14 protein-coding genes are annotated in these 17,266 nt (G+C 40.4%); 11 read left to right on the top strand and 3 right to left on the bottom strand.

Annotated elements, in window-relative coordinates; genetic code table 11:
• Positions 1-39: 39 nt before the first annotated feature.
• From CST_RS10990 to CST_RS10975, 4 genes are all read left to right on the top strand, one after another.
• Positions 40-1,350: an ABC transporter substrate-binding protein gene (locus tag CST_RS10990; RefSeq protein ID WP_015359986.1), complete on the top strand. Its 1,311-nt coding sequence runs from the start codon at positions 40-42 to the stop codon at positions 1,348-1,350.
• Between the two features lie 147 nt (positions 1,351-1,497).
• The gene (locus CST_RS10985; protein WP_015359985.1) at positions 1,498-2,412 is read left to right on the top strand and encodes a carbohydrate ABC transporter permease; all 915 of its coding nucleotides are present in this window, start codon (positions 1,498-1,500) and stop codon (positions 2,410-2,412) included.
• 76 nt (positions 2,413-2,488) lie between these two features.
• A complete protein-coding gene (locus CST_RS10980; RefSeq protein WP_015359984.1) occupies positions 2,489-3,340 on the top strand; it encodes a carbohydrate ABC transporter permease in 852 nt (283 codons plus the stop codon).
• A 137-nt stretch (positions 3,341-3,477) separates the two neighbouring features.
• On the top strand, positions 3,478-4,623 hold the full coding sequence (locus CST_RS10975; RefSeq protein ID WP_015359983.1) for an alkaline phosphatase family protein: 1,146 nt from the start codon (positions 3,478-3,480) through the stop codon (positions 4,621-4,623).
• A 29-nt stretch (positions 4,624-4,652) separates the two neighbouring features.
• Here CST_RS10975 and CST_RS10970 read toward each other — a convergent pair whose 3' ends face one another.
• Together CST_RS10970 and CST_RS10965 are read right to left on the bottom strand one after the other, a co-directional pair.
• Positions 4,653-4,955 (bottom strand): hypothetical protein, encoded by a 303-nt coding sequence (locus tag CST_RS10970; protein WP_015485132.1) that lies wholly within the window; start codon positions 4,953-4,955, stop codon positions 4,653-4,655.
• A 343-nt stretch (positions 4,956-5,298) separates the two neighbouring features.
• Positions 5,299-6,012 (bottom strand): DUF434 domain-containing protein, encoded by a 714-nt coding sequence (locus CST_RS10965; RefSeq protein WP_015359980.1) that lies wholly within the window; start codon positions 6,010-6,012, stop codon positions 5,299-5,301.
• 427 nt (positions 6,013-6,439) lie between these two features.
• Here CST_RS10965 and CST_RS10960 point away from each other — a divergent pair, with 427 nt between their 5' ends.
• The 5 genes from CST_RS10960 to metK all read left to right on the top strand — a co-directional run bounded on the left by CST_RS10960 (position 6,440) and on the right by metK (position 11,771).
• Positions 6,440-6,724, top strand: a complete 285-nt coding sequence (locus CST_RS10960) for a co-chaperone GroES (protein WP_015359979.1) — start codon at positions 6,440-6,442, stop codon at positions 6,722-6,724.
• Positions 6,725-6,741: 17 nt separating this feature from the next.
• Positions 6,742-8,352 carry a chaperonin GroEL gene (groL, locus tag CST_RS10955; RefSeq protein ID WP_015359978.1) on the top strand — a complete coding sequence of 537 codons (1,611 nt, stop codon included), beginning with the start codon at positions 6,742-6,744 and terminating at the stop codon, positions 8,350-8,352.
• Positions 8,353-8,501: 149 nt separating this feature from the next.
• Positions 8,502-9,089 carry a TetR/AcrR family transcriptional regulator gene (locus CST_RS10950; protein WP_015359977.1) on the top strand — a complete coding sequence of 196 codons (588 nt, stop codon included), beginning with the start codon at positions 8,502-8,504 and terminating at the stop codon, positions 9,087-9,089.
• Positions 9,090-9,220: 131 nt separating this feature from the next.
• Complete coding sequence (locus CST_RS10945; RefSeq protein WP_015359976.1) at positions 9,221-10,603, top strand: radical SAM protein; 1,383 nt, start codon at positions 9,221-9,223, stop codon at positions 10,601-10,603.
• Between the two features lie 13 nt (positions 10,604-10,616).
• Positions 10,617-11,771 carry a methionine adenosyltransferase gene (gene metK / locus CST_RS10940; protein ID WP_015359975.1) on the top strand — a complete coding sequence of 385 codons (1,155 nt, stop codon included), beginning with the start codon at positions 10,617-10,619 and terminating at the stop codon, positions 11,769-11,771.
• Positions 11,772-12,128: 357 nt separating this feature from the next.
• Here metK and CST_RS10935 read toward each other — a convergent pair whose 3' ends face one another.
• Complete coding sequence (locus CST_RS10935) at positions 12,129-13,355, bottom strand: IS256 family transposase (RefSeq protein WP_015358103.1); 1,227 nt, start codon at positions 13,353-13,355, stop codon at positions 12,129-12,131.
• A gap of 888 nt (positions 13,356-14,243) precedes the next feature.
• Here CST_RS10935 and CST_RS10930 point away from each other — a divergent pair.
• Complete coding sequence (locus CST_RS10930) at positions 14,244-16,133, top strand: putative Ig domain-containing protein (protein WP_015359973.1); 1,890 nt, start codon at positions 14,244-14,246, stop codon at positions 16,131-16,133.
• A 239-nt stretch (positions 16,134-16,372) separates the two neighbouring features.
• Positions 16,373-17,263, top strand: coding sequence for a nucleoside hydrolase (locus tag CST_RS10925; protein WP_015359972.1), 891 nt, complete (start codon positions 16,373-16,375; stop codon positions 17,261-17,263).
• Positions 17,264-17,266: the final 3 nt, after the last annotated feature.

The raw sequence follows: 17,266 nt of genomic DNA, 5'->3' as shown, positions 1-17,266 counted from the left end.
GAAAGGAATCTTCCCAAAATTGTCTGGAGGAGGTAGAGTATGAATAAGAAATTGGCAATCTTACTCGTCATTGTAATTGCTGTCTCAATGCTTGCAGGGTGTACGACAAATTCAGGCAATGAATCATCCACAGGAGGAAATGCGACAGAAAAAAACAACAATGCGGAAGAAAAAATTACACTTCGAATTTATGCCCAGTATTTTGATGATGACACCAAGGTACCGTATGATTACGCCGTGGAAGAACTGAAAAAGGCATATCCGAATGTAAAACTGGAACTTGAACCTCAGGCGCAGGATGACGGACAGAAACTGATGACTCTGGCTGCCACAGGCAACCTCCCCGATATTTATCAGGTTGGACTTGCACAGATTGAGAATTTTAAAAAGTCGGGAAATATCATGATCCTGAACGAGGTGGCTGAAAAAACAGGTTTTATTGACAAGGTTTATGAAAGTGCAAAAAACATTCTTTATAACGAAGACGGTAATATTTATGCATTTCCGTATGCAGGCAACGAATATGTTCTGTGGTATTACAACAAGGCATTGTTTGAACAGTACAAGGTGAAAGTACCAAAGACTTTTGACGATTTGCTGGAAGCTATAAAAGTTTTCAGGGAAAATGACATAATCCCCATGGCGCTTTTTGGAGCGGAAGGGTGGATTACGGTTGCGTTTTATGACTGCCTTGCAACCAGATGGGATGCCGGTGGAATTGCAAAACTTGACAACGGGGAAGCAAAGGCGTCAAATGAGGCATATGTAAATGCCGCAAAGACAATGCAGCAGTTGGTTAAGGCCGGACTGTTCTCAGACAGCGTAAATGTTACGAATTACGATCAGGCATCCGAACTGTTTCTGTCAGGCAAAGCAGCCATGTTCCTGAACGGACAGTGGTACATTCCCGATGCAACGAAAGCTTTGGGGGACAACGTTGACTGGATGTTTTATCCTTCTTATGACGAAGAATCCTACGAGGCCGGAAAAACTGTATGGTCAGGTGGCGGGGCAGCATCAGGCTATGCGGTAAACCCTTCATCCAAACATGCACAACTGGCGGCGGAAGTTGCGGCGTTTATTTCAGAGAAATACTGTGAAGCAAAAGTGAAATTACGTGGAATGCCGTTCGTTGCCCTAAAGGTGGATGTTGAACCTGAAACCGACTACGCTCCGATGACAAAAAAGCTTTTGGATCACATACCTAATATAACCAGTGTTACAAAATTTGACTGGCATCTTACCAATTCCCTGTTTAAAACAACCATTGAAGATCAGACCAAATTTTTACTTATTTCCGATTACAGTGTGGATGATTTTATCCGGGAAGTTGACAATTCCCTGAATTAGAATTTGGATTAAGCAAAGGGGGCTCTTCGAAACCGGGTGAAAGGCGATGCCGCCGATCACCCGGCAAAGAATCCCCGTTCTATGGATGACTGTCCTTTCATTAAAACCTTACTATAAATTACTATAAAATTCGGAAGGTGCATTCATTTGAGAAAATTCTACAGTAATCCTGTTGCAATAATACTGTTTATTTTACCGGCACTTACGCTTTTTATTATAATGATCCTATACCCGATAATCCAGGTTTTCGTGAAAAGCTTCTATGAATGGAATGGGATTGGAAGCGGTAATTTCATTGGTTTTAAAAATTACACAATGCTTTTCCGGGACACGGTTTTTTATATTGCGAACAAAAACGCTTTGATTTTTTCATCAGTCATTACGGTATTTCAGCTTGTACTCGGCAGCTTTTTTGCCTTTGCCCTGACAAACATGAAAATAGCAGGCAAAAATTTTCTGCGTGTCGCATATTTTTTACCGGTGGTTCTTTCTGTTACCGTTGTGTGTCAGCTGTGGCTTTCCATATATAACGCCGATTACGGCCTTTTGAACAATCTTTTTAAAGCCCTTGGGCTGAGATATCGACAGAAGTGGCTTTCAGAGACTTCGAAGGCAATCTATGCGGTTGCCTTTGTAAACGCATGGCAGTGGATGGGTTATCAGTTTGCGCTTATTATGGCAGGAATGAAATCCATTCCGGATTATTATTACGAAGCCGCAAAAATAGATGGCGCTTCACAATGGAAAACATACTGGCACGTCACTCTTCCTCTTCTTGCCGAAACCTACAAACTGAGCCTTATTGTGTCACTTACAGGCGGAATAAAAGCATTTTCCGAAATGTTTATCATGACCAAAGGCGGACCGGGGAATGCTACTTACACTTTGACATATATCATGTACAAGGCGGCTTTCAGGGAATACCGGTATGGATATGGAATGGCGGCTGCAAGTATTATGGTTTTGGAATGCCTTCTTGTTATTATAATCATCAACAGGTTGGTACGCCAGAGTGAAGATTTTTATAAACCCAGGAAGAATTTGAATTTTAAGGCCGGTTGAAAAATTTGCAGTATATGCTGATGGGGCAGGTGCCGGTTCCAATTTTTCATAAATTTGCTGCGAAAGGGTAGTGCAAATGATTGGATGGGGTAATGCAAAAAAAAATGTAACGTCAAGGATAATATTTAACGCTTTCTGCTGGATTTATGCGGTTGTGTCATTGTATCCCATTATTTGGCTGATATTCTATTCATTCAAAGACAATAACGAAATTTTTGTGACTAATCCGTTCGGCTTTCCGCGGGTATTTCGCTTTGAAAACTATGTAAGGGCCTGGTCGGAATACAGCGTACCGGTTTACTTCGGTAACAGTGTTTTTGTATCTTTTGCGACGGTGTTTCTTACCATCCTTTTGGCGTTGCCTTTCTCCTATGCGGTATCCCGGATGAAATGGCGAGGAAGGGAATTTGTAAGAATACTTGTTTCGGTTGGAATGTTTGTTCCTGTTCAGGCCATATTAATACCCGTGGCACGGATTATTAACGGCTTGAATTTGGGTTCCAGCAGATTTGGCCTGGTTTTGCCCTATACAGGCATTAACCTTGCCTTTGCCACCCTCGTGTATTATAGTTTTTTGGTTACTTTGCCCCCGGAATTTGAAGAAGCTGCATGTATCGACGGAGCAAGTGTTTATACATGCTTTTTCCGAATCATTGTACCCCTTGTGAAACCGGCTACCGCCACGCTTGTTATTTATATCTTTTTAAATGCCTGGAACGAGTTTATACTTGCCAACGTGTTAATTGTAAAAGAGCATTTGAAAACACTGCCGTTGGGAATATTGTTTTTCCAGGGCCAGTTTACCACCGACTGGGGTGCAATGGGAGCAACAATGGTAATGGCAAGTTTGCCGACAATAATTATTTACTGTCTGTTTAGCAAGCAGGTGGAAAAAGCCCTGACAATAGGCGGAGCAATAAAGGGTTAGAAATTTTAGTCAGTCCTGTGGCATTTAACAACATGACGAAAATTAAATAAAAGCGCTTGAATTTTTGAATTTTCCGGTGTATTATCCATAAATAACACATATAGATATATCGGGGATAAGTAATCGGGAGCGGAAAAATGAGCAAAATAATAAGGCCTGATTATGATAACTGTATATTAAATATTGTTTCTTCAATACTTAAACATTACGGGATAGACACCGGATATTCCACAATTGATTTACTCGACAATATTCTGCTTAAAAACTATAAGAATATTGTGCTGATGATTTTCGACGGAATGGGCGCGGATGTCCTTGAGAAAAATCTCAGGCCTGAAAGTTTTCTAAGAAGTAACATTAAACGCCGGGTAACGTCGGTATTCCCAAGCACCACCACTGCCGCAATGACCGCTTACTATTCAGGCTTGTCTCCCAATGAGCATGGATGGCTGGGGTGGTCGCTGTATTTCAAGGAATTTAACGGGTGCATCGACACTTTTACAAATCAGGACAGTTTTTCAAAAACGAATAACTATAGTCTGCATGCCGCTTATACATTAATGCCGTATAAAAGTATATTTCAGCTGATAGATGAGGCAAACGGTTCTGTTAAATCGTATACGGTAATACCTGAAAAAATCACCATGGCTGACGGACCGAACATTGAAGTAAGAATAAGTTCGGAGGAGAGTCTTTTTGACAGCATTTTGGAGCTGTGCAACAAAGAGGGAAGAAAATTTATTATGTCATACTGGCTCGAGCCCGATTCCACAATGCATGAAAAGGGTTGCTATACCGATGATGTAAAACTTTATATGCAAAAACTTGACGAACTGGTTTTGAAAATGCATAAAGAGCTAAACGATACAGTGGTCATTATTAGTGCCGATCACGGGCAGATTGATATAAACGGGGAAATATACTTGAACGAAATTCCGGAAATAGACGAATGCCTGGTTATGCCGCCTTCGATAGAGCCAAGGGCTGCATCGCTTTTTGTAAAACCCGGGATGGAAAAGGTTTTTGAGGAAAGATTCAAAAAATATTTCAGCGATGATTTTATTCTTATTCCAAGGGAAGTGGTGCTGAGCAGCGGCCTTCTTGGCAAGGGGAAACCGCACAAAAAGGTTGACGATTTTATAGGAAATTACCTGGCCTGCGCCGTGACCGGTAAGCTTTTGCGTTACAGAACACTTACTTCCCGGGAACCATATGTTTTCAAAGGCCATCATGCGGGCCTGACCGAGAAAGAAATGCTTGTCCCGCTTATAGTTCTGGAGTAATTTTAAATATAAAAACTTCTATAAAACGGTCAAACTATATACCGTTTACAGCTGTTGTATATAATTTCTCCGTTACTGTACTTTTGAGTCCTTTCCATAGTTTCAACCATTTCAAGGAATTCGGGTAAATGTTCTGAATTACAGTATTGTTTAAGTTCATGCAGGGTTGAGGCATGAAATTTTTTTATCTTAAAAATGTATTTCTTTATGATATCTGTTAAAGCCGTAAACCCAAATCTGTAATTTGAATTTTTAGTTTTGCATAATGACCCGGGGTTGAAACCGTGATTCAAAGATTTTTCGAAAGAAGTAACAAAGTTAACTTTTTGCATTATGTTCCCTCCATTCGTTTTTAACGTTTTTGATAAAACCATATATATAACGAATGGCATTTCCAAAGTGTTGTTCTAAGGTAAAATATCCCCCGTAACTTAAAGGAATTAACAAAAAATTTTATTAAATGCATGCCGGCGGATAATGAACAAAGTCTAAATGCAAATTCCAAAAGGACGGTCTTTTTTTGGAAAGACAAAGAAGAGAAATAAGTTAAAATAATACTTCCACAGCTTTATTTTGAGAAACAAAACTGAATTTGCGCGACAAAACGCAGTTTGCACTTTTATATTTTAATAATAGCGTTGCACCGACCAGAAAGCCCGTAACCGACGGCATATTTTAAGTCAGGTCTACAATCCATGTATTACTTATATAATTCTCTATTATTTCCCTTGCCAGGTTAAACCATCCCGTGCAGGAATCCAGGATTATAGCGTCAGACGTGACAACCCTGTTCATTTTCGAAAGCACCGTATCGGCATTCGGTACAAGTTCAACATCGACAGGAATATTCCAGTCATAAGAACATTCAATTATTTTTCTCCCAAGACGTCCGGAGTTTGAAACAGGGGCATCAAGATAAAAAATCGCTGCCTGTACCGAAAGGGCATTCAGACTTTTTCCAATCAGTTTCAGTGCCGTATCGGTCTTGTCTATTATCCTGTATGTTCCGTGAAGACCGGCAAGATCCCTCATAACTCCGTCCCTTCCCAGAATCACCGGACTTCCGGAAAGCGCAACTTCTAGCGTTATAATCAAATTAAATCCATCAATATAAATGCAGCCGTCTTTTGCGGTTTCAAGTGGGAGCATTGATTTTTTCCTTTTTTCAAATTTAACCGAGCTGGAAACAGATCTCTGAAGGGCAAGCCTTTGTCTTGCCGAAAAAAGGTAATGATTGGATACAAAAGGCAGCACCGTATCAAATTTGTAGCCTCTGTCAAGAAGCCACTGAATTTCATCCTGGGCTTTTTTAAGTTTTTCAACGGCTTCGTCTGAAAACCATCTGAAGTCGTTGGGATCAAATCCTCTTCTGGTTGTTTTTTTGCCCAAATTCATTTTCTCCTGATTTATTCAGAAAACATACCGGTTATAAATATAACATTTTAATTTTAAGTATAACTTAGTAGCCATTATTTAAGCAACTATGATGAATTGAACACTTAGAAAATTTTGCATAAATGGCATAGCATTATTTAGAAATCAAAAGATTTTTAAAAAAATCCCCAGATATTTAGGATAAATCCCCAATTTTCAGGTCCATTATTTATTGACTATGGGAGTTTAAAAAATACAATTATAGTTGTTAGCACTCGTTATGAGTGAGTGCTAAAAATTATAAAATTATCCGAATAAGTCCTTCTAATCCTCCTTTAAGGTTTTCCCCGTCTGTTTTATGAAAGGGGCGTTCAGTGTCTTATAGCAGCGAGGTAATACCTCACTCATAACAATAATAAGTTAAGAAGGAGTTGATTGGATTATGACCTTAAAGCCTTTGGGAACAAGGGTTGTATTAAAGGAGACAGAAGCCGAAGAAACCACAAAAAGCGGAATTGTTCTCCCCTCTAAGGCAAAGGAAAAAACATATATTGCAGAGGTAATTGCGGTAGGTCCCGGGGAGGTTAAGGACGGCAAAGAAATCAAAATGCAGGTGAAAGTCGGAGACAAAGTTCTTTACAGTAAATACGCGGGAACCGAAGTAAAAATTGATGACGAGGAATATTTGATTGTCAAACAGGATGATATTTTGGCAATTATAGAATAAAGGGAAGGTGACTTAATATGGCGAAAATCATAACATTTGATCTTGAAGCAAGAAAGGCTATAGAAGCCGGTGTAAATAAACTTGCAAATACCGTTAAGGTAACACTTGGGCCTAAGGGAAGAAACGTAGTTTTGGAAAAGAAATACGGAAGCCCTGTTATCACAAATGACGGTGTTACAATTGCCAAGGAGATTGAACTGGAAGATCCCTATGAAAATATGGGGGCTCAGCTTGTAAAGGAAGTAGCAAGCAAAACCAACGATATTGCCGGTGACGGAACCACAACGGCTACTTTACTTGCTCAGGCAATTGTAAGGGAAGGAATGAAAAACCTTGCTGCCGGTGCAAATCCGATTATTCTGAAGAGAGGAATTGACAAGGCAACCGAAAAGACCGTGGAGGTACTGAAGAACAACAGCAGAAAAATACAGGGCAGAAATGACATGGCTTATGTAGCTACAATTTCTTCCGGCGATCCTGAAATCGGAAACCTTATTGCAGAGGCAATGGAAAAGGTTACGGCAGACGGGGTTATTACAATAGAAGAATCCAAGACATCCGAAACATACATTGAATATGTAGAGGGAATGTCTTTTGACAGAGGCTACATTTCCCACTACATGGTGACCGACAGTGAAAAAATGGAAGCAGTAATTGACGATCCTTACATTCTGATAACCGACAAAAAAATCAGCAGTGCCCAGGATTTGCTGCCTGCGCTCGAGCTGATTGTTAAAAACGGCGGAAAACTCCTGATAATTGCCGAAGATGTAGAAGGAGACGCTCTGGCGACACTTATTGTCAACAAGTTAAGGGGTACATTTACCTGCGTTGCCGTAAAAGCTCCGGGCTACGGCGACAGAAGAAAGGAAATGCTACAGGATATTGCAATTTTGACAGGCGGACAGGTAATATCCGACGAACTTGGTTTGTCGTTAAAGGACATTAAGCTTGAATGGTTTGGTAAGGCAAAATCAGTAAAAGTTCAGAAAGAAAACACAATTATAGTTGACGGTGCAGGAGATCCGAAGAAGATTAAAGACAGAATTGAATCCATCAGAAAACAAATTGAGGAAACAACTTCCGAATATGATAAAGAGAAACTGAGCGAAAGACTGGCTAAACTTGCCGGCGGTGTTGCTGTAATCCGTGTAGGTGCCGCAACCGAAACAGAAATGAAGGAAAAGAAGTACAGGGTTGAAGATGCTCTTAACGCAACAAGAGCTGCAGTGGAGGAAGGTATTGTAGCCGGCGGCGGAACGGCACTTATAGATGCAATCCCTGAAGTTGAAAAATTTGTCAATACTCTTGAAGGTGACGAAAAGACAGGTGCAATGATTATTCTGAAGGCTCTTGAGGAACCCCTCCGTCAGATAGCTACAAATGCTGGGTTGGACGGTTCGGTTATTGTTGAGAGGGTTAAGAAGAGCGAAAAAGGCGTCGGCTTTGACGCAGTAAAAGAAGAATTCGTTAATATGTTTGATGCTGGAATTATAGACCCAGCTAAAGTTACCCGCAGCGCTTTGCAAAATGCTTCTTCAATCGCATCCATGATTCTGACAACCGAAAGCGCTGTTGCCGACAAACCCGAACCAAAGAATACAACTCCGGCAATGCCCGAAGAATAATGTATAGCACCTCCATAAATTGAGGCCTTGTTATTATAGTGGCAGGTTTTGCTTCGGCAAAACCTGCTATATCTACAATATGAGATTGTTCATACGAGGAAATTTGGTTTTTATTTAAAGAAGGTATTACCCGGTTCAGGAGAAAGATAATGGCGCGGTTTACACGGAAAGCAATAATACAGACGTTCCGTGAAATGCTTGAAAAAAGTCCGCTGGACAAAATCACGGTAACAAATATAATAGAGAGATGCGGAATCAATAGAAATACGTTCTATTACTATTTCCGTGATATATATGATCTGCTTGACTCTTTTTTCAAAGAGGAACTGGAAAAGGTTATAGAGGCAAATGCAAATGAGCCCCTGCAGAATTTGCTCAAGGCTGTTATGGAAATGGTAAGAGAAAACCGGCAGATTGTGTATCATATATTCAATTCACTGAACCGTGACCAGCTGGAACGTTATTTGTTTGATTCGACGAACAGACACATGTACGATCTGGTAAAAAAGGAAGCAGAGGGCCTGAATGTAACCGACGAAGATATCAGATACGTGGCCGAGTTTTATCAGTTTGCTTTTATGGGGCTGTTTCTCAAATATCTGTGGAATGATATGAAGCCCGATGTAGACGAGTACATAGACAAATTAAGTACAATTATGGAAGGAAATATACGGCGTGCCCTTGAGAACTGTTCAGACAAAAATAAGAATTTGTCTGAAAATCAGACAGAACTGTAAAAATGTTTAAAGTTTATTCAAAAGGGGAATTTTGTTCGATTTTTGAACAAAATTCCTCTTTTGTCTGTTGAGGGAGCAATCTTTAGCGGTTTAAACTTTATTTAGAGAAAATATATCAGGGAGGTACTGGTATGAATTTATCCGAAAAAGCGATAAAATTGGGCATGAAGGCAGTTTATAGTTATCTTGACAGAGATCCTACCGCAAATATTCCGAAAATATTGGACTGGCTTCTGGAACATGATATAGGCAAGGGAGTCACGAAACAGGTTGTCGCAGTCAAGGAAGCCATCGCCGATCCCAACAGCAACTGGTCAAAATTAATTAAAAGCCTGTGGACGGATATTGATGCCGGGCAACGCAAGGTACTTTTCGAAAATTTTGTGGTCAACGGTTCAATGATAGGCACGCCAATTCAGACTAAAGTTTCAGAGCAATATGATTGCAATGTTCCGTGGGCAATTCTGATGGATCCAACCTCGGCATGTAACCTTAAATGCACCGGATGCTGGGCCGCCCAGTATGGAAACAAAATGAATCTTTCCTTTGACGAGCTGGACAATATAATTAATCAGGGAAAAGCGCATGGTACATATGTTTATCTCTATTCCGGCGGCGAGCCGCTTATTCGAAAAGACGATATAATTAAATTGTGCGAAAAACATAATGATTGTGCATTTCTGGCGTTTACAAACGGAACACTGATTGACGAAGAATTTGCAAAAGAAATGCTTCGGGTTAAAAACTTCGTACCATGCATAAGTGTTGAGGGATTTGAAGACGCAACTGACTTCAGGCGCGGAAAAGGCACATATCAGAAAATAATCCGAGCGATGGACATACTGAGGGAACACAAGCTGGCATTTGGTATTTCTTGCTGCTACACGAGCAAGAACGTAGATGTTATCGGCAGCGAAGAGTATTTTGATGAAATGATTAAACGAGGCGCGAAATTTGCATGGTTCTTTACATATATGCCGATAGGTGCCGATGCAGTACCTGAATTGATGGTTACTCCCGAGCAGCGTAAGTTCATGTATCACCAGATTCGTAAATTCAGAAAAGAAAAACCCATATTTACTCTTGATTTCTGGAATGACGGCCAGTTCGTAGGCGGATGCATTGCAGCGGGAAGAGCATATATTCACATTAACGCAAATGGCGACATTGAGCCCTGTGCCTTTGTACACTACTCTGATTCCAATATCAGAGAAAAAACACTGCTTGAAGCTTATCAGTCACCTCTGTTTAAGGCATATCGCGCAAGGCAGCCGTTCAATGACAATATGCTGAGGCCTTGCCCTGTTCTGGACAATTATGGCCGATTGGCCGAAATGGTTGAAGAGACCGGAGCGAAATCCACTGATCTGAAATGTCCTGAAAATGCCCGGGATTATTGTGATAAATGTAAAACTGCCGCGGAAAAATGGGCTCCCGTTGCGGATGAATTATGGAAGGAGATTGATTACAAACCGATTACCAGCGGAAAACTGAAACCGCATAAGGTCATGTGAGGCAGGGAGCACCATGAAAACGTACTTTACCTCCGAGTCAGTAACAAGAGGGCATCCGGATAAAATTTGCGACCAGATAGCCGATCGCATACTGGACGAAATTCTTATCTATGATCCGGACGCCCATGTAGCCTGCGAAGTTACCTGCACAACCGATCAGGTGCATATTTTCGGTGAAATTACCACAACGGCCAGGGTTGATTACGAGGAAATTGCCAGGCAGGTTATAAGGGAAATAGGTTATACTGAACAGGGGCGCGGTTTTGACGCCGACACGTGTAAAATATATGTCAATTTGCATGAACAGTCCCCGGACATTGCAAAATGCGTAATCAGAAAACAGGATGAGCTGGATATGGGGGCAGGGGACCAGGGTATGATGTTCGGTTTTGCCTGCCGTGATACGGAGTGCTTTATGCCTCTGCCCATCGAGCTGGCCCATGCTCTTACAAAACGACTTGAACAGGTACGTAAAACCGGAGATTTACCGTATCTGTTGCCCGACGGAAAGGCCCAGGTAACCGTTCAATACAGAAACGGCATTCCTGCAAGAGTTGCGGCAATTGTACTGTCATGTCAGCACAGGGAAGAGGCAAAAACAGAAACTTTGCGCAATGATGTGCTTAATCGCGTAATTTATCCTGCTCTTCCTGAAGAGCTGATTGATGATGATACACAGATATTTATAAATCCTGGAGGAAGATTTGTAATAGGCGGACCTGCGGCCGACTCGGGTCTTACCGGAAGAAAAACGATTGTAGATACATACGGCGGATTTTCACGGTTTGGCGGAGGTGCGCTTTCAGGTAAGGATGCATCAAAGGTTGATCGCAGCGGAGCGTATATGGCCAGGTACCTGGCAAAAAATATTGTGGCGGCAGGTCTTGCAGATAAATGCGAAGTCCAGTTAAGTTATGCCATCGGGCTTACCGAGCCCATCTCTGTTATGGTGGATACTTTCGGTACAGGTAAGGTATCCGATGAAGAACTGTGTAATTACATTATACACAATATTGATCTCCGTCCTGCGGTGATTATCAGAAAGTTTGGACTGAATAACCCTATATTTTCAAAAGTTTCATGTTACGGACATTTTGGCAGTAATGCGATTAACATGCCGTGGGAACGTGTTGATCTTGCAGAAACGCTGAGAAGGAATCTTTCATAAAATAGCGGGTATTAATAAGAAGTGGTAGGAGCGCGAAGGTGGTTTTCCTGAGTTACATTACGGACGGAAAACCACCCTTGTGCTTTTTTTGTTTTTAATGCCGGAGAGCGCTTTCCCTTTACATTTCAATTACCATTGTTTTTATTCAGAGCTTCTGAATGCCTATAATCCCATCTATTGACTAATATACGGATTTCAGAGGCAATGTGGTAGAATATTCATACGACACTGTTGGAAACTTAATTGCGTTAACCTATCCTGGTGGAAGGATTGTAAGGTACGAATATAATGAGATCAATAAACTGGTAAAAGTTACAGACTGGAATAACAGGATAACAAGATATGAATAGAGAGTTGTCAAGAATTTTGTGTCTGATTAAAGTAACGTAACTGGAAAATTTGTTGTATTTCATAAATGTGAGCATTTATCATTGGTACCGCTTTTTTCCATTTTGTCCGCCTCAAGTTCTCCCTCTGTAAATATATGTTAATTTCCAATACTTCGACAGAGTTAAAGTAACCACCCGATCTTATCCGAATTTTTTCAACTAGACTGTTGATACTCTCTACACTGTTGGTAGTATAAACATGCTTCCTCAAGGATTCGGGGTATTTAATGAAAGCCATATAATGTTCTGCTTTCTCCATGAGAATGTTCATATATCGGCTATATTTACTCTTAAATTTACTGCAAAGGTCATAAAACTTTTGAACAGCTTCATCAAAGGAAGAAGCAAATTTTATTTTATCGAGTTCTTTATTGAATTCTGCGGCATCAGCTTTGGTCATGTATTTGCGGATATTTCTCTGAAGGTGTACAAAACAGAGCTGATGATCAGCATATGGATATACAGCTTTGACGGTCTCGATAATACCTGGGAAATCATCACTTACAACCACTAAAACTCGTTTAAGACCGCGGTTTATCAAGTCTTCAAAGACCTTGTTCCAATCGGCTCTGTTTTCTTTGCCGAAGAAGGTGTAAAGGCCAAAGATGTCTTTCTTACCTTCCATATCAACGCCAAGGATTATGTAGCATGCGGCTTTCTTCACTTTTGAGCCGTCTTTTATCTCACAATGATAAGCATCGATTAATAAAGCAAACACCGATTCGGGTAATTCCCGTTGTTTGAAAAGGTCTAATTCACTTTTTAGGTCATCTTTGATTTTGTTGAGTTCATCATCAGAGTAAGGAAGGTTGAGGCTTTTGAGGGTATTTAAGAGAGAAGATTCTGAATAACCGTTGACAACAAGGGACATAAGAAGGTCTGTATAGGATTCATCCACCCTTTTATACGGTTCAGGTAGGATGTGGGGTCTGAAATCGCCAGTGCGAGTTCTTGGGACAGAGATGTCCAGGTTACCCATAGGTGTACCAAGTTTTCTATCATAAAAGCCGTTGCCTTTGTCGTTCTCGTTTTTCAAGAGATAGATTTGGCGTTCAGACAACATAAACCAGTCGAGCAAATCCTCCAGCAACTTTTTGAGGGCAGGGCGTGATGGATCTGAATCAGAGCAATACTGGTTTAATACTTTTTCAACCGCCATATTTTTGACTGTTTCATAATAGGTATTTTTATCCATAATTACCAGCCTCCTTTGTGATTTTATTATACACCAGACACAATTTTATTTTAACACCCTCAGCCGATACCAGCCAAATCTTCCAGTGAAAAAGCATTACCATGGTAATACTATATAAGCCAATATGAAGAGAATTATCGACGTACTTAAAGAATCAGATGCTTTGAGATTTTGCAATAACCCTATGGAGTTTATACAGCATTTAGAAAGTGCAAATTAATCGACTATGATGGTTGGAATAGACATATCGGTAAAATACAAAGTGCTAAAACAGAATTTAGTTTAATAGTTGTATGGTCACGTAGTATAAAGCTGGTGTGATCTTTTATTACAACACAGAAAGAGGATTCAAAATATATATACAGTTGTGTAATAGAGTTCTTTAGGTAAAAACACGCTTAATGTATGTCAAAATAGTTCTTAATATTTTGGTACATCTGTTATTTTTATTATAATTTATACATCAGGAAATTGAGATATAGGTATAAGGGTTTTATGAATGAAAAAGAGTGCACTATTTTATATAATCTACTTACTTGATAAATATATATAAAAATATTTATAAAAAAGCTTTAAAAATTATTCTATAAAAGAGAAGGTATCAATGGGCAAATATACTGATCGTTGTTGCTGGACATTTCGGTGAAAGTGTTATATGGTATGACTTTACAGGTATAAAATAACATGTTATACTGATATTAGATAAAATGTTCCCTACTGGAGTATGTCTATAAAAAGGAATTTGTTTACAACCCGCAAGGCATAATTTTATAAGCCTTAATTGTAATATTACATGTTGACTGTTTTGTTTGTAATCTCTGCAGATAAAGATTTTTGACGGCGATGTACATCTGAATTTTAATGTTCGGCGCTTATGGGGTGGGTAAAATGAACAGCATTAAAACATCTTTTTTTATATTATTTTTGCTTATTACCACATTAATGTATATCTCAGGCAGTTTTGCGGTTACATACAAATATGATGATTTAGACAGGCTTGTGGAAGTGGTATACGATGACGGCACAACGGTAAAATATACATACGACGCCGCAGGAAATATACTGAAGGTGGAAGTAACCGAACCGCTTAAACTTCAGCCGATAGGGGACAAAACGGTTAATGCCGGTCAGTTACTGACTTTTACGGTAAGTGTTACAGGGAATGATAATAAAAAAGTAATTTTCGCGGCATATAATTTACCGGAAGGTGCAAAGTTTGACACGGAAACGGGAGTATTTTCATGGACGCCTGCTCTTAAACAGGTAGGAGTTCACAAGGGCATCAGGTTCGAAGCTTTAGTAGGCGATATTGTTCTTGTTGAAGAGATAACTATTACGGTAAAAGGAGTGAATACTCCTGTTGGTGAAAATGTTGAAGTTATTGATGAGAACAGCGGGACGACAGTTATTTTTGAAAAAGTGCATACACCGGGTGCTACAACCGTTACAGTTCATAATGAACTGCCTGCCGGCATATCTTCGATAGTGAATACGTTCCCTGTATATTATAACATTGAAACTAATGCCGGATTTACAGGTAAGGCGCGGGTAAAACTTAAATATGACATAAGAGGATTTGAGGAAAATGAAAATGATATAAGGCTATACCAGTTCAAGGACGGTAAGACAATAGACATAACCTCTCCGGTAAACCCGGGGGTGGGAGGTAACCCTGACACAAAAGAGAAAACCATAGAAGGGGCAGTTGAACATTTTTGTTTCTTTGGAATAGGCATTCCGAACAGGGCTCCGGTTGCAAATGCAGGAGACGATAAAACATTTGAAACCCGTTCCGATGATGGTGTAAAAGTAACGCTGGACGGCTCGTTGTCGTATGATCCGGACGCTTCTTTAAAAGGATTAAGGGAACCTGATCTCAACCCTGACGGAAGAAACATTGTGAGATACAAGTGGACAGGCCCTTTCGGGGAAGCGGAAGGAGTCAAACCTAATGTAGTCATGCCCCCGGGGATATGGGAATGCAGGCTTATCGTAAGTGACGGGTGGCTTGAATCAGAGGATACGGTTATTATACATGTCAAAAAGATAACGGAGAATGGTAGCAGTAGCGGGGACAGTGGGAAGAGTAACAACAATAATGACAGCGGTGATAAAAATATCGGAGAAAAAGAATGGGACATTGGTAAACAGGACAAGGTTTACAGCAGTTTCCCTTATGCCGTGTTTTCGGGAAGCGGTAAAATTCCCCTTTCAGTATACGGTTTGGACATAGAAATATCCGGAGATATCCACACAAACAATAATTTTCTGTTCCATGGCTTTAATTTTTCGGTGGACGGTATTTGCAAAGCAGCTGGTGAAATCGTGACATTAGGGAAACACATAAACGTTAAAAACAGGCAGGCCGGTGCGGAATTTATTGGAATGCCTGAATGGGCGGATGATATAAAATCAGAAATATTGAAAAACGGAATACGTTATTTTGCAAATAAGAGCTATAGCGGCAGTCGGGCAAGTATAACAGCGCCTTTGGCTGTTGACGGGGATGTAACAATTAATTGTGAGTCGTTAGATATCTCAGCAGGAATTTTTGCAACCGGCGGCATATCTTTAAATGTCTCCCGGCTCAAAGGCATTGAAGGTGGGAAAATTGTAATATGTTCTGAAAAGGGAAACATTGAAATAAATGCTTCGAAATTTGAGTTAAACGGGCTGATTTATGCACCGAAGGGAACGGTTGTAATAAATGCAGGAGAGTTCATACTGAGCGGACACATCATTGCGGACACCATAATTAAAAACGAAATATCAAAATAATAGGAAAAGGCTGTTTTTTGAAATCTGAGAGTATGGAGACAGAGCCGAAGTCTGTTTTGGTTTTATCGCAGGAAGTAATATTAAATATAAAAATTTATAGTCACAGTAATAAATAGAAGGTCTATAGTCGTATAAGTATTATTTTCGATTGAGTGTCAATGGTTTGACTAAGCAGGTATAATATTATATTCTGGATATAGCTGCACTGTAATTTTTTATGAAAAAGGGGTGGGGGGCAATTGAAACACCGGTTTGACATTCCCGATACCAAAAAAATAAGGCTGATTATTGACACCGATGCCAAAAACGAGGCCGACGACCAGTTTGCCATTGTGCATGCGTTACTTACGCCGAGATTTATTGTTAAAGGTATAATTGCGGCTCATTTTGGCACTCAGCGCACGGCGAAATCCATGCAGGAAAGTTATGAGGAATGTGTTAAAATACTTGAACTTATGGATTTGACCAGTGAGGTTAAAGTATATCACGGGGCCGAAGCAAAGATCCCCGATGAACATACGCCAATGCCTTCGGAAAGTGCCGACCTGATTATCCGCGAGGCCATGTCTGACAGTGATAAGCCGTTATATGTGATATTCCTCGGCCCGCTAACAGATTTGGCTTCGGCTTACCTGAAAGAGCCCGCCATTGAAAACAGGCTTACGGCGATATGGATTGGTGGCGGTGCGTGGCCAAATGGCGAAAGGGAATTTAACCTTGGCAATGACATCGACGCCGCAAACGTTGTAATGCGTTCAAACATACCGTTATGGCAGGTACCGCGTAATGTTTACACCACAATGAGGGTAAGCCTGGCGGTGAAGGTAAAGCCTTACGGCAAAATCGGCGAATATTTATTCCGGCAGCTTTATGATTTGAATTTTAAATTGAAAGACAATATGCGCTTTCCAAAAGGAGAAATGTGGAGTCTTGGAGACTCGCCGGCGGTAAGCCTGCTTTTGGATCCGCACGAGTATCATTATGAAATGAAGCCTGCGCCGCGAATAACGCCGGACATGCGGTATGTGCATTACCAGAATGAACGGTTTATAGGTGTTTATAATTACGTCGATCCGCGCTTTACACTGGAAGATTTTTTTGCTAAGCTAAAGTTGCATTATGGGGAATAAAAC

Origin of the sequence: Thermoclostridium stercorarium subsp. stercorarium DSM 8532, assembly GCF_000331995.1 — a bacterium.
In the GTDB taxonomy this organism is placed as follows: domain Bacteria; phylum Bacillota; class Clostridia; order DSM-8532; family DSM-8532; genus Thermoclostridium; species Thermoclostridium stercorarium.
This window is presented reverse-complemented; position numbering and strand designations above follow the sequence as displayed.

What these genes read in the sequence shown, in the direction of transcription:
- CST_RS10980 (WP_015359984.1), top strand. Translation starts at nt 2,489, where the DNA reads ATGATTGGATGGGGTAATGCAAAAAAAAATGTAACGTCAAGGATAATA.
- CST_RS10950 (WP_015359977.1), top strand. Translation starts at nt 8,502, where the DNA reads ATGGCGCGGTTTACACGGAAAGCAATAATACAGACGTTCCGTGAAATG.
- CST_RS10930 (WP_015359973.1), top strand. Translation starts at nt 14,244, where the DNA reads ATGAACAGCATTAAAACATCTTTTTTTATATTATTTTTGCTTATTACC.
- CST_RS10975 (WP_015359983.1), top strand. Translation starts at nt 3,478, where the DNA reads ATGAGCAAAATAATAAGGCCTGATTATGATAACTGTATATTAAATATT.
- CST_RS10935 (WP_015358103.1), bottom strand. Translation starts at nt 13,355, where the DNA reads ATGGATAAAAATACCTATTATGAAACAGTCAAAAATATGGCGGTTGAA.
- groL (WP_015359978.1), top strand. Translation starts at nt 6,742, where the DNA reads ATGGCGAAAATCATAACATTTGATCTTGAAGCAAGAAAGGCTATAGAA.
- CST_RS10990 (WP_015359986.1), top strand. Translation starts at nt 40, where the DNA reads ATGAATAAGAAATTGGCAATCTTACTCGTCATTGTAATTGCTGTCTCA.
- CST_RS10960 (WP_015359979.1), top strand. Translation starts at nt 6,440, where the DNA reads ATGACCTTAAAGCCTTTGGGAACAAGGGTTGTATTAAAGGAGACAGAA.
- metK (WP_015359975.1), top strand. Translation starts at nt 10,617, where the DNA reads ATGAAAACGTACTTTACCTCCGAGTCAGTAACAAGAGGGCATCCGGAT.
- CST_RS10945 (WP_015359976.1), top strand. Translation starts at nt 9,221, where the DNA reads ATGAATTTATCCGAAAAAGCGATAAAATTGGGCATGAAGGCAGTTTAT.
- CST_RS10970 (WP_015485132.1), bottom strand. Translation starts at nt 4,955, where the DNA reads ATGCAAAAAGTTAACTTTGTTACTTCTTTCGAAAAATCTTTGAATCAC.